Source organism: Sphingomonas sp. Leaf32, from assembly GCF_001421765.1.
Classification (GTDB): domain Bacteria; phylum Pseudomonadota; class Alphaproteobacteria; order Sphingomonadales; family Sphingomonadaceae; genus Sphingomonas.
Map to the genome: position 1 here is coordinate 101867 of NZ_LMLA01000014.1, position 13032 is coordinate 114898.

A 13032-nucleotide genomic window follows, 5' to 3' on the forward strand; every position below is an offset into this window, starting at 1 on the left:
GTCGCAATATTTCCACCTGTTGCGACGCAACCTTGTGCGATGTCCAGGCGTAGCGTCGGACGATGATCGTATCCGACGCCCCCCGCCTGTCCCGTATCGTCGCCGAAGTCTGGAAGCCGGCACTGGCCCTGTTCATCTGGGACGTGATCGTCACGATCGTCTACTTCGTGCTGCCGTTCAAGGCGCCTTCCCTGCCGTTGACCCTGTTCGGTTCGGCGCTGGCACTGTTCCTCGGCTTTCGCGTGAACTCTGCCTATGCGCGCTGGTGGGAAGGGCGATCGCTTTGGGGCCTGATGATAAACGCCTCGCGCAACCTGGCGCGTGGTGCCATTTCCTTCATCGGTCCCGAGGACGAGGGGCAGAAGCGCGACCTGAAGCGGTCGATCGTGTTGCGTCACATCGCCTATGTAAACGCCCTGCGCTGCCAGCTGCGCCGGCTCGATTCGAAGGACGACGTCCACCGCTTCCTGTCACGCGACGAGGCGGGGGAGCCGCTGGGGCGGACCAACGTCGCCAACGGCCTGCTCGACGGAACCGGCGCGCGTATCGCCCAGGCGCAGCGGCGTGGATGGATCGACAGCATCCAGCAGACCAGCCTCGAAGGCGTGCTGATCGACATCGCCAATGCGCAGGGCGGCATGGAGCGGATCAAGAACACGCCGCTGCCGGTACAGTATCGGTTCCTGCCGTTGCTGTTCACGCGCCTGTTCTGCGTCGTCCTGCCGATCGGGCTGGTCGAGACGTTGGGCATCGCCACGCCGCTTGGCTCGGGGTTGGCGGGGTTGATGTTCCTCGCGGTGTTGCAGATCGGCGAGGACCTGGCCGACCCATTCGCGAACACGGTGCACGACCTGCCGCTGACCGGGATGTGCCGGACGATCGAGATCGACCTGTTGCAGGCGATCGGCGATCCCGCGCCCGAACCGCTGAAGCCGGTCAAGGGCGTGTTGTGGTGAAGAAACGGCCGGGCGGCTGAACGCGCGAAGATTGCGACCCTGACATCCTCCCGGCACGGGGAAGATGTTTGCGTTCCACTTCCGTTCCTGACGCCCCCGCGCTAAGACAGGCCGATGCTCCCCTATCCCGCTCTCCACGCCAGCCATTCGGGTGTCTGGATCGCGACGGCCGACGGCACGCGCGAGATCAGTCGGGGGGAGGCGATTTCGCTGGTGGCCGACACGCCGACGATCGTCCTCAACGCGCCGCTGATCGGGCAGCGGCTGGGCTATGCCGAGCTGTCGGGGCTGGACCTGCTGGAGCTGTTCGCCTTCGTCCATCCCGCGCATTTCGCGGTGCCGACGCCCAAGGGGATCGCCCAGGCGCTCGACCTGCCGTTGCCGGGCGAGGAGGCTGGCATCGCCGACCTCCTGCGGCGGGCGGCGGCGGCGCTGATCGCGACCGCCTCCGCGCCATGGCGCGAACAGGAAGGGGCATGGACCGCCGCGCAGTCGCTGTTCCGGTTGCGCTGGCCATGGGCACCGGCGCTGGGACAGGTGTTGCCCAAGCCGGAGACTGCCGAGCGCTGGCTGTTCAGCAAGCTGCCCGAATGGGACGAAGTGCCGCCCCGCGCCCATCCGCGCACCGTCACGCTCGCTCCCGATGCGGTGGCCGAGCGGCTGGCGACGCTGACCGGCAGCGCGGCGGAGGCACGGCCGGGACAGCGCGCCTTTGCCGCTGCGGCGACGGAAGCCTTTGCCCCCCGCGCGGCGCGCGACACGCCGAACCTGGTACTGGCGGAGGCCGGGACCGGCATCGGCAAGACGCTCGGCTATCTGGCGCCCACCTCGCTATGGGCGCAAGCTGCCGATGGCGCGGTGTGGGTATCGACTTTCACCAAGGCGCTGCAACGCCAGCTCGCGCAGGAAAGCACACGGGTGTTCCCCGATCCGGCCGAACGCCGGGCGAAGGTGGTGACGCGCAAGGGGCGCGAGAATTACCTGTGCCTGCTGAACCTGGAGGACGCGTTGCAGGGCGGGTTTCAGGGGCGGGCGGCGGTGCTGGCGCAGTTGGTGGCGCGCTGGGCGGCGTACAGCGCCGATGGCGACATGGTCGGCGGCGACCTGCCCGGATGGCTGCCGACACTGTTCCGCCGCAACGGATCGACCGCGCTGACCGATCGGCGCGGCGAGTGCATCTATGCCGGCTGCCCGCATTACCGCAAATGCTTCATCGAGCGGGCGGCACGGGCGTCGGCACAGGCCGATATCGTCATCGCCAACCACGCGCTGGTGATGGTCAACGCCGCGCGGGGGCGGGAGACCGGCACGCGGCCGACCCGCTATGTCTTCGACGAAGGCCATCATCTGTTCGAAGCGGCCGATGCGATGTTCTCCGCCGCGCTGACCGGCATGGAGGCGATCGAGATCCGCCGCTGGGTGCTGGGTCCGGAGGGCGGCGGGCGCGGGCGGCGACGGGGTCTCGCCGCGCGGCTGTCCGACGTCGCCAGCTATGACGCGGCGGGCGGAGAGGCGGTGGCCGCCGCCGTCGACGCCGCCCGCGCGTTGCCGGCCGAAGGCTGGCTGGCGCGGATACAGGAGGGCAATCCGTTCGGCCCGGTCGAGGAACTGCTCGCCTGTGTCCGCGGCGCGGTGTTCGCCCGCGCCAAGGATGGCGAAGCGGGCTATGGCCTGGAAACCGAACTGAGCGAACCGCCGCCCGAACTGGTCGACGCGGCCGGCCCCGCCGCGCAGGCGCTCGACGCCTTGCTGCGTCCGCTGATCGCGCTGGGCAAGCGGCTGGAGGCGGTGCTGACCGAGGGGCCGGACTGGATGGACGGCCCGGCGCGGGCGCGGATCGAGGGGGCGATCGCTTCGCTCGGCTGGCGGGCGGAGACGGTCGCGGCCTGGGGCCGGCTGCTGGCGCGGATCGGCGGGCCGGTCGATCCCGATTTCGTCGACTGGATGACGGTCGACCGAGTCGAGGGGCGCGAATATGACATGGGGCTGCATCGCCACTGGCTCGACCCCAGCCGCCCCTTTGCCGAAACCGTGCTGAAACCAGCGCATGGCGTGCTGGTGACGTCGGCGACGCTGCGCGCGGGTGGCGACTGGACGCAAGCGGACGCCCGGGTCGGTGCGCCCCACCTACTGCGTCAGCCGACCCATTTCGAGGCGATCAGCCCGTTCGCGTACGCGCAGCAGGCCGAGGTGCTAATCGTCACCGATGTGAAGAAGGGCGATCTGCCCGCGCTCGCCAATGCCTATGGCCGGCTGATCGTCGCCGCCGGTGGCGGCACGCTCGGCCTGTTCACCGCGATCCGGCGGCTGCGCGGTGTCCATGCGCGGATCGCGGACCGGTTGGCGCGCGACGGGCTGCCGCTCTACGCCCAGCATGTCGACCCGATCGATACCGGCACGCTGGTCGACATTTTCCGCGACGATCCGCGCGCCTCGCTGATTGGCACCGATGCGCTGCGCGACGGGGTCGACGTGCCCGGCCATTCGTTGCGCATGGTGGTGATGGAGGGGGTGCCATGGGTGAAGCCCGGCGTCCTCCACGCCGCGCGGCGGCTGGCCGGCGGAGGCAGTGCCTATGACGACCGGATGGTCCGCGCGCGCCTCGCGCAGGCGTTCGGGCGGCTGATCCGGCGGGCCGACGATCGCGGGCTGTTCGTGCTGCTGTCCGCCGCCATGCCGTCGCGTCTGCTGGGTGCCTTTCCCGAAGGCACGCCGATCCTGCGCTGCACGCTGGACGAAGCGGTGGCGCGCGCTCTTTCCTTGGGGACCGAAGTCGGGCATGGGGCGCAGGCCCTGCCGATGGAGCCGCCCCTATGAAGACGCTGACGCTGCTGCGCCATGCCAAGTCGGGCTGGGACGATCCGGCGCTCAGCGACTACGAACGGCCCCTGAACGCCAAGGGCGCACGCGCCGCGACCGCAATGGGCGCCCATGTGCGACAGGCTGGCCTCACGTTCGACACGGTGGTCGCCAGTTCGGCCAAGCGCGTGGTCGAGACGCTCGAGCATTTCCGCCGCGGCTATGGCACGCTGCCTGACGCGGGGCACGACCGTATGCTCTACCTCGCCTCTGCGGCCACGATGCTCGACGTCATCCGCGCGCTGCCCGCCGATGCGGACCGCGCGCTGCTGGTCGGGCATAATCCGGGGCTGGAGGATCTGGTGCTGCTGCTGTCGGCGGAGAGCAATCCGCTGCGTGGTGCGGTCGAGGAGAAGTTCCCGACCGCCAGCGTCGCGGTGCTGGAACTCGTCGGCGACTGGGCAAGCGCGGGCGATGGCTGCGGCCATCTGACCAGCTTCGTGCGCCCGCGCGATCTCGACCCGTCGCTGGGGCCTAACCACGAATAGGATCGGACGGCGACGGTCGTTCTCACGCCCCTGCGGATTGCCGTAACAACGCCCGCGAACCGGTCGCAATCCCTGCAAACGCGCCTCGGCAGCTTCATTGCGACGTTCCCGATATGCCATGTCCGCTTGAGAGTATCGGGAAAATGCCACCGGGACCAGAATTCGGGAAGCCATCGAAACTCGACTTGAGACTATGGCTGGGTTTATCGGATTCCGATTACGGGTCCCAAGCGGGAATGTCAGTTCTGCTTAGTGGAAGCTATATCGGCCTTCTCGGAGATGCGTTTAAGGTCTGACAACCACTTCGCGTTCGTCGTTTGCAGATCAGACGATGAATAGAAAAGTGAGGATGGAAAGCCTGTCATGGTTTCGATCGTCCGCACCGATGTCTTGTTTGGGCCGAGCGGCTCGATCATCCAAACATGGATCGCCGTCAGTCCCATGGCATGACCAGTCCAGGCAATTCGTTTTTGTCCGTAAACCGCCGCGATCTGCGATTTGATACCAGTGCCATCAACAGTCCATGTGAAGGGCGTACCTGCAGCAAGCGCCCCGCCTAAATGACTGGCGCTCACTTCTGGCCGCCAAGACGACCAACGATCTATATCGGTAATAAATTTCCAGACCGTATGAGACGGTGCAGATACTATGATCGATCCTTCCGATCTTATAGGCGCGTGTTCATCAACCCGATAAGTGGCTGCTCTTGCCGTCGCGTCTTGTTCAGACACGCCACAGCCGCTCACCCCTACTGCGAGGAACAAGAGCGCAGAAAGCCGCCCAGCGATGTTCATGGTCAATCATCTCGGACTGTTGGCGGTATAGCGCGTCATACGTTTTCGCCCTGCGCCGGTCCATTCCCGATCCTCGATCCCTTTGGGGAAACCGCCCCCCCCAATCAGCGCGCCGCCATCCGCCGCGCGAAATACACCTCGACCGCGCGCTCCACGCTCTTCGCGATCGCGCGGCGTCCCTCGGCGGAATCGAGCCGCTGCGCATCGGCCTCGTTCGACAGATAGCCGGTTTCGAACAGGATCGACGGCAGGTCGGGGGCTTTCAGCACCATCAGCGACGCCATGCGGTGATAATTGGGCTTGAGCGGGATGACACCGGTTGCCTCGCGTCCCAGCAACCGCGCAAAACCGGCGGAGGCGTTCATCGTCTCACGCTGCGTCAGGTCGATCAGGATCGAGGAGATGTCGGCGCTCTGCCGGCCGAGATCGACGCCGGCCAGAATATCGGCCTTGTTCTCGCGTGCGGCGAGGCGTGCGGCCTCACGATCGGACGCGACTTCGGACAGCGTGTAGATGCTGGCACCGGTCGCCTGCGGATTGTCGGCGCTGTCGCAATGGATCGAGATGAACAGGCTGGCCCCCAGCCGCCGGGCGATTGCATAGCGTTCCTGCAGCACCAGAAATTCGTCGCGGTCGCGGGTCAGCGCCACACGCACCCGCCCGCTCGCCAGCAGCGCGTCACGTACTGCGCGCGCGGTCTTCAGCGTCAAATCCTTTTCCTGCATCCCGCCATGGGGTGAGATGGCACCCGGATCATGCCCGCCATGGCCGGCATCGATCACCACCAGCGGCCGGTCGGCGTCACCCTCGATCCGGGGCAGTCGCTGACCCCGGCGGCGGCTGGGCACCGGGACCGACGCGGTGGCACGCTGCCGGGCGTCGACGATCATCGCCGCCGAGGACGATGCCGGCACGATCGCCGCCATCGCGACCTGCGGCTGAAACCGCATCCGTCCGGCGGTCGTGGCGCGCGCATAGCGTTCGGGCGCGACGCCGCTGAGCGTCAGGGTCAGGCGACGCCCATCGTCCGAAAATCGCCCGGCGGTGACCACCAGCGGCCGGTCGAGATCGAACACGATCCGGCTGCCCCTGTCGCGTGCGCCCTGCCGTACCGCGCGCACCGCGCCGCCCGATTCGCTGCGGCCGCCAGGGCGCACACCATCAAGGTCGACGACCAGTCGATCCGGCCCGCCCAGCACGAAGCTGGAGGCACTGTTGGCCGGGGAGTCGAGGCGGATGGTGATGCGGTCCGAACCGACATCGACCGCGTCGATCGTCTGCGCGGTCACGGGAACGCCGAACCAGATCGACAGAAAGGCCAGCCAGGCACCCATCGGGGCGCTATGCCGTCCAATCGCGTTTTCGGTCCAGCGCAAATCCATGGACGTGGTGCCCGCTTCCCTTTTTTTCCGAAGCGATTTCATATGCTCCTGCGGCTCAACCCGCGGTGAACCAGCACGCTGAATCCGGCTTTAACCATTTATTCGGACTTGCTTCGCTACCGAAACGATCCCGCCGACGCTGTTGCCGTTGGCGAAACCGGGTGCTACGCCCGCAATTACGTCGGTCCCGAACTTGGGTTCGGGGAAACCGACGCGACACCCCCAGAGCGCACCCGCTTTACGGGGTTTAACCAGGTTGATGTTCGCATGTGGCAAGTTCCGTCCCGTACCGCCTGTGCCGCTGTCGCGGCCGGCGTCGGGGCGACAATTGTCCGCCCGGAACTTTCCGGACTGCCCATGCCAGCAGACGCATATCCCAGCAATCGCGCGCAGGCACCGGGCATGGACCCCGCCGCGCGTTTTGGCGCGCCGACTGGCCACGCCGTCCCGCGCGCCCGGAGACACTATCATGACCACGCGGATGTTGATCGACGCACGCCACCGGGAGGAAACCCGGGTCGCCGTCGTCAAGGGTAACCGGATCGAGGAATTCGATTTCGAATCGGCCGAGCGCAAGCAGCTCAAGGGCAATATCTATCTGGCCAAGGTGACGCGGGTCGAACCGTCGTTGCAGGCCGCGTTCGTCGATTACGGCGGCAATCGCCACGGCTTCCTCGCCTTCAGCGAAATCCATCCCGATTATTACCAGATTCCGAAGGAAGATCGCGACGCGCTGCTCGCCGAAGAGGCCGAACACGCCGCCGAGGAAGCCGCGCTGCGCGCCGGCGACCATGACGACGACCTCGATTACGACGATCATGACGAGGATGCCGAAGGCGGCGTCGAAGTCGTCGAACCCGACGAGGAAGACGACGACCATCACGACGAAGAAGAAGGCGAAGCCCCGGCACGCCGTCCGCGCAAGGGTGGTGGCGACGATGCCGCCGTCGAGGCGCTGCGCCAGCGCCGGCTGAACCTGCGCCGCCGCTACAAGATCCAGGACGTGATCCGCCGGCGGCAGGTGCTGCTGGTGCAGGTCGTGAAGGAAGAGCGTGGCAACAAGGGCGCGGCGCTGACGACCTATCTGTCGCTTGCCGGCCGCTATTGCGTGCTGATGCCCAACACCGCGCATGGCGGCGGCATTTCGCGCAAGATCAGCTCGGCCGCCGATCGCAAGCGGTTGAAGTCGATCATGGCCGAACTGACGCTGCCGGCGTCGATGGGCTGCATCGTCCGCACCGCCGGGCTGCAGCGCAGCCGGCAGGAGATCAAGCGCGACTTCGATTACCTTGCCCGGCTGTGGGACGGCATTCGCGAACAGACGCTGACGTCGTCGGCCCCGGCACTGGTCTATGGCGACAGCGATCTGGTGAAGCGCGCGATCCGCGACATCTACAACAAGGATGTCGACGAGGTGATCGTCGAGGGCGAGGACGGCTTCCGCCACGCCAAGGAATATATGCGGCTGCTGATGCCTGCGCACGCCCGCCGGGTGAAGCAATATGCCGACGCGGTGCCGCTGTTCCAGCGCGCGCATGTCGAGGATCAGCTGGCCGCGATGTACAATCCGGTCGTGCAGCTGAAATCGGGCGGCTATCTGGTCATCAACCCGACCGAGGCGTTGGTGTCGATCGACATCAACTCCGGCCGGTCGACCCGCGAACATAATATCGAGCAGACCGCGACCGCGACCAACCTCGAAGCCGCGCAGGAAATCGCGCGCCAGCTGCGCCTGCGCGACATGGCCGGCCTGGTCGTGATCGACTTCATCGACATGGACCATGGCTCGAACGTCCGTAAGGTCGAGAAGGCGATGAAGGAGGCGTTGAAGAACGATCGCGCCCGCATCCAGGTCGGCCGCATCAGCGCGTTCGGCCTGATGGAAATGAGCCGTCAGCGGCTGCGTACCGGCGTGCTGGAGGCATCGACCCGCCAGTGTCCGCATTGCGAGGGCACGGGCCTTGTCCGCACCGCATCATCGGCGGGCCTGTCGGCGCTGCGCCTGATCGAGGACGAGGCCGCGCGCGGTCGCGGCTCGCTGATTGTGTTGCGCGCCAGCCAGGAGGCGGCGTTCTACGTCCTCAACAAGAAGCGCGCCGACATCGCCGAGGTCGAGGACCGCTACGGCGTGACCGTCGAAATCGTGCCCGATGCCGAGATCGAAGGCGCGCGGATGGCGGTCGAGGCATCGGGTCCGCCGCCGGCGCATCCGCCCAAGATCGAGCCGCTGGTCGTCGTCGATGACGAAGACGACGCCTATGACGAGATCGAGGACGACATCGACGACGAGGTCGAGGAGGAAGCGGTCGAGGAAGTCGCGCGCACTCCGCGTGGTGACGACGAAGGCGAAGGGCGTGGCAAGCGCCGCCGTCGCCGTCGTGGCCGTCGCGGTCGCAATCGGGAAGAAGGCGATGCCGGCGACGATGCCGACACCGCCGAAGATTCGGACGATAGCGAAGGCGAAGGCGACTCCGGTGAGGACGAGGCGGACGCCGAGGCTTCGACCGATGCCCCAACCGCCGACACCGAGCAGGGCGACGAAGGCAACAAGCGCAAGCGTCGTCGGCGCGGTCGTCGTGGCGGTCGTCGTGGCGAGGGTTCGTTCGATGCCGCCGATGGCGCCGGTGCGGTTGCCGACCTGCCTCCCGAAGACGATGCGACCGACGCGGTCGTGGACGCACCGGCCGCCGCCGAACCGGTTGCCGAACCCGCGGTCGCCGAGGCGGCCCCCGCTCCTGCCCCCAAGCGCACCCGCCGTCGTCCGAGCGCGCGTGCCAAGGTCGAGGCGGTAGCCGAAGCGGCCCCGGCCGAATCGGTGACCGTCGACGCCAGTGACGCGGCACCGATCGTCACGCCCGAACCGGTCGAAACGCCGACGGTAGAGGTCGAGCCGGCGGCGGAAGCGCCCAAGCCGAAGCGCACCCGCAAGCGCAAGGCCGATATCGCGTTGGTCGTAGAGGCCGAAGCAGAAGCCCCCGCTCCGGTCGAAGCAGAAGCCGCGCCCAAGAAGCGCCGGGCGCCCCGCCGCAAGGCTGCGGCACCGGTAGAAGCGCCGGCGGAAGAGGCTGCGCCGGTGGTGGAAGCCACCCCGGTCGAGGCGGAAACGCCGGACGCACCGACGGAAGAGACGGCGGCCGATGGTTCGGCGTCGCCGCGCCGTGGCTGGTGGCAGCGCACCTTCGGCAACTGATCGTAGGGGCCTGACGAAAAGGGGGCGGCATCCGGACCGGGTGCCGCCCCTTTTTGCGTTTATGCGGGCGGCGGGGCGGGATCCTCGCGGACCAGGGCCGAACGGCTGAGATCGATCCGGACCGCCAGTCCATCGGACCGCCAGTCACGACGGATGCTACCGGCCAGCTGCTGTTCGATACTGAGCGAGGCCAGCCGGGTCCCGAAGCCGGTCGCCTGCGGCTCCCCCGGGATCGTCGGGCCACCCGATTCCCGCCAGTCGATCCGCAGCGCATCGCCCTGCAGGGACGTGCGAATATCCACCCGCCCCTCCGGCGCCGACAGGCCGCCATATTTGGCGGCGTTGGTCGCCAGTTCGTGGAAGATCAGCGCGACCGGCGTCGCCCCGCGATCGTCAATCGGCACGTCGTCGCCCTCGATCCCCCACTGCTCGGTGCCGTAGGGCGACAGCAGCTCGCGCAGGACATGGTGCAGCGTCGCCTCCCCGATCAGCGGGCGTGATAGGTCGCTATGCGGCCGGGCAAGGTCATGGGCCGCGCCCAGCGCCGCGATCCGCCGCGCTAGATCGTCGGCGAAGTCGCGGACCGCCGGCATCCGCCGCGCCGACATCCGCACCAGCCCGCTGATGATCGCGAAGATATTCTTGATCCGGTGGCTCAGCTCACGGCTCAATATGTCGTTCTGTTCGGCGGCGCGCTTGGCGGAATCGATGTCGGTGCAGGTGCCGATCCAGCGGACGATCGCTCCATCGGCGTCGCGCACCGGCAGCGCACGGCCCAGCACCCAGCGATAGGCGCCGCTGCGATGGCGCAGGCGGTATTCGATCTCGTAATCTTCGCCGGTGGTCAGGCTGTGCCGCCAGCGCGTCCAGGCGCGATCCTGGTCGTCGGGATGGAACATGCCGTTCCACCCTTTCCCATCGGTCGATCCCTCCGGCATACCGGTGAAACGATACCATTGCGCATTGTAGAAATCGTGATGCCCGTCCGGCCGGGTCGCCCACACCATCTGCGGCATGGCGTTGGTCAGCGTGTCGAGCTCGGCACGGGTCGCGGCGCGGGCCGTTTCGGCCTGGCGGCGCGATTCTTCGGCCGAAGCGACGCCGATCCAGCGTCCCGCGCCGTCCGGCCGCACTCGGAAGTCGATCGGTCCCTCGATATGCCCGGCGACAGGCGACAGTGACAGGGCGAACGGCCCGCCGGCCGCCACGCCATCGCTCCATGCCCGCCGCGCCGCATCGCGGCTCGCCCCGTCGTCGCAGCCATTCCACAGATCACGTCCGGTGGTATCGCCGAAATCGGCCTGCCAACGGCGGTTGCTCCATAGCAATCGTCCGTCGTCGGTGGCGACCCAGGTCAGTATCGGCATCGTATCGGCAATATCGTGCCAGATCGTCGATGTCGGATCGATGGTATCGGCTGTCATGTTCACATCATTTGTCCAAGGTCGACCTGCCCGGATCGGGCAATGTCGCTGCACCGAAAATATTCACCGCTCAGCGCGTGTGACCTGCACGGGACTAAAACCACATCGTCCGAACCATGCACACGATCGGGGATAAACAATTCGTATGCCATCAGCGAAAATCGACGATTTTTCGCAATAATGCTATCGATTTTAAGATTATCCTCCGTAGAGCCATTGACCTGACCCCGGGCACGTAGCATTTCGCCGCCATTGAGGAGATCTCCATGACCGAAGACAGTTCCGAACTCAACGCGATCGAACTGGCCACCGAACTTACCATCGCCTGGTTGAACAACGGCAACAACCGCGTCGCAGCAGAGGATGTTCCGGCATTCCTGCAGACGATGCACGCCACCGTTCTGGGCCTTGCGTCGGGCACGTCGGAGCCGGAGGAATCCGCGCCGCAGCAGGAACATGTGGCCGCCGTGTCGGTGCGCAAGTCGCTGGCGTCGAAGGATCACATCATTTCAATGATCGACGGCAAGTCGTACAAGACGCTGCGCCGTCACCTTGCCGGCCACGGCCTGACCCCGGAAACCTATCGCGAGCGCTATGGCCTGCGCCCCGATTATCCGATGGTCGCCGAAACCTATTCGCAGAGCCGTCGCGACATGGCGAAGCGCATCGGTCTGGGCCGCAAGGCGCGCACGACCACCGAGGGCGGCGACACCGCCGTGGCCGAAGCGGGTGATGCCCCGCGCCGTCGCGGCCGCAAGCCGAAGGCCGCCGAATAAGCGAAAAGGGGCGGCCGATCGGTCGCCCCTTTTTGGTTCAGGCGATCGCCCGTGTGTGGTCGCCGTCCCACACATGGGTGCAGAGTTGTGCCTGCGGCGTGTCGCCTGCGGCCAGTGCCGCCACCGTGACCCAGCCCTCGCCCCGCAGCCGCGCCGCCGTCGCGGGCGCTGTTCCGAGCGGCAGGAACAGCCGCTGCCGGTCCTCGCCGCCCAGCCCCGCATCGAGCAGCGCATCGGCATAGAGCGAGAAACCGACGGCGGCTTCCTCCTGCCCATCGGCGTGGCAGACGGTATAGCTCCCGCCGCGCCCGACCTCGCCCAGCACGCCGCGGGCGAAGAGCGAGAAGCCGAGCCAGCTCTGATATTCGAAGCCGTGCCGCTCGGTCGGGTCGAGCGTCACGTCGACATCGGTGGGCAGGGTCGCGACCACCGCCTCGATCGCGTCGAGCCGCGACGCCAGCCGTCCGGCGGCATCGGTCGCGCGCAGCCGGGCAAGCGCGGTGGCGAACGGTCCGGCGGCCTCGACCAGCGGCAGATAGGCGGGGTCGATCGCGGCGACGCGACCGGCATCCTTGGCATCCAGCGCGGCGATCAGCGCGTCATGCTGCGGCCCCGGCGGATCGCCGGCCAGCGTTGCGACCAGATCGGGCAGGGTGAAGTCGATCGAGATGCCGCGCACCCCCGCCGCCCGCAGCGATTCGACCGCGACGGTCACGATCTCGGTCGCAGCCGCCACGCTGTCGAGCCCGATCAGTTCCGCACCGATCTGGCGCAGCGCGCGGCGGGGACGAAGTTCGCTCGCGCGCAGTTTCAGCACCGGCCCGGCATAGGACAGGCGCACCGGGCGCGGGTGATGCCCCATGCGCGTCGCGGCGATCCGCGCGACCTGTGCGGTGATGTCGGGCCGGATCGCCAGCGTGCGCTGGCTGACCGGATCGACGAAGCGCACCGCATCGGTCGCCGCCGTCCCCTTCAACCGCCCGGCCAGCCCCGCCTCGAACTCGGCGAGCGGCGGGTCGACCTGCTCATAGCCATAGCCATGGGCCACGCCCAGCACCGCCCCTTCGAAACGGCGCAGGCCGTCGGCGGCGGGGGGCAGGCGGTCGTGAAACCCTTCGGGGAGGAGGCCGGTATCGTGCATGGGATTTTCCCTAGCGTGAGTT

The 13032-nt window shown here is 67.5% G+C and carries 9 protein-coding genes; 5 read left to right on the forward strand and 4 right to left on the reverse strand.

The features are described from left to right. Positions 1-62 precede the first annotated feature (62 nt). From ASE83_RS17790 to ASE83_RS17800, 3 genes are all read left to right on the forward strand, one after another. On the forward strand, positions 63-956 hold the full coding sequence (locus tag ASE83_RS17790) for a bestrophin family protein (RefSeq protein WP_055784844.1): 894 nt from the start codon (positions 63-65) through the stop codon (positions 954-956). Positions 957-1070: 114 nt separating this feature from the next. Then, positions 1071-3773 carry an ATP-dependent DNA helicase gene (locus ASE83_RS17795; protein ID WP_055784847.1) on the forward strand — a complete coding sequence of 901 codons (2703 nt, stop codon included), beginning with the start codon at positions 1071-1073 and terminating at the stop codon, positions 3771-3773. Then, positions 3770-4303, forward strand: a complete 534-nt coding sequence (locus ASE83_RS17800) for a SixA phosphatase family protein (protein WP_055784848.1) — start codon at positions 3770-3772, stop codon at positions 4301-4303. The genes ASE83_RS17795 and ASE83_RS17800 overlap by 4 nt, the downstream gene beginning before the upstream one ends. Before the next feature lie 239 nt (positions 4304-4542). On the opposite strand, the gene ASE83_RS18290 is transcribed toward ASE83_RS17800, so the two are convergent. Continuing rightward, positions 4543-5097, reverse strand: a complete 555-nt coding sequence (locus ASE83_RS18290) for an SRPBCC domain-containing protein (protein WP_082443122.1) — start codon at positions 5095-5097, stop codon at positions 4543-4545. A gap of 104 nt (positions 5098-5201) precedes the next feature. After that, positions 5202-6431, reverse strand: coding sequence for an N-acetylmuramoyl-L-alanine amidase (locus ASE83_RS17805; RefSeq protein WP_055784973.1), 1230 nt, complete (start codon positions 6429-6431; stop codon positions 5202-5204). A gap of 517 nt (positions 6432-6948) precedes the next feature. On the opposite strand from ASE83_RS17805, the gene ASE83_RS17810 reads away from it, so the two are divergent. Next, the gene (locus ASE83_RS17810; protein ID WP_235513077.1) at positions 6949-9669 is read left to right on the forward strand and encodes an Rne/Rng family ribonuclease; all 2721 of its coding nucleotides are present in this window, start codon (positions 6949-6951) and stop codon (positions 9667-9669) included. A gap of 59 nt (positions 9670-9728) precedes the next feature. Here ASE83_RS17810 and ASE83_RS17815 read toward each other — a convergent pair whose 3' ends face one another. Continuing rightward, complete coding sequence (locus ASE83_RS17815) at positions 9729-11093, reverse strand: sensor histidine kinase (RefSeq protein ID WP_055784857.1); 1365 nt, start codon at positions 11091-11093, stop codon at positions 9729-9731. A gap of 266 nt (positions 11094-11359) precedes the next feature. Between ASE83_RS17815 and ASE83_RS17820 the strand changes: the two genes are divergently transcribed. Continuing rightward, on the forward strand, positions 11360-11869 hold the full coding sequence (locus tag ASE83_RS17820; RefSeq protein ID WP_055784859.1) for a MucR family transcriptional regulator: 510 nt from the start codon (positions 11360-11362) through the stop codon (positions 11867-11869). 37 nt (positions 11870-11906) lie between these two features. On the opposite strand, the gene ASE83_RS17825 is transcribed toward ASE83_RS17820, so the two are convergent. After that, a complete protein-coding gene (locus ASE83_RS17825) occupies positions 11907-13010 on the reverse strand; it encodes an ATP phosphoribosyltransferase regulatory subunit (protein ID WP_055784861.1) in 1104 nt (367 codons plus the stop codon). Positions 13011-13032 lie beyond the last annotated feature (22 nt).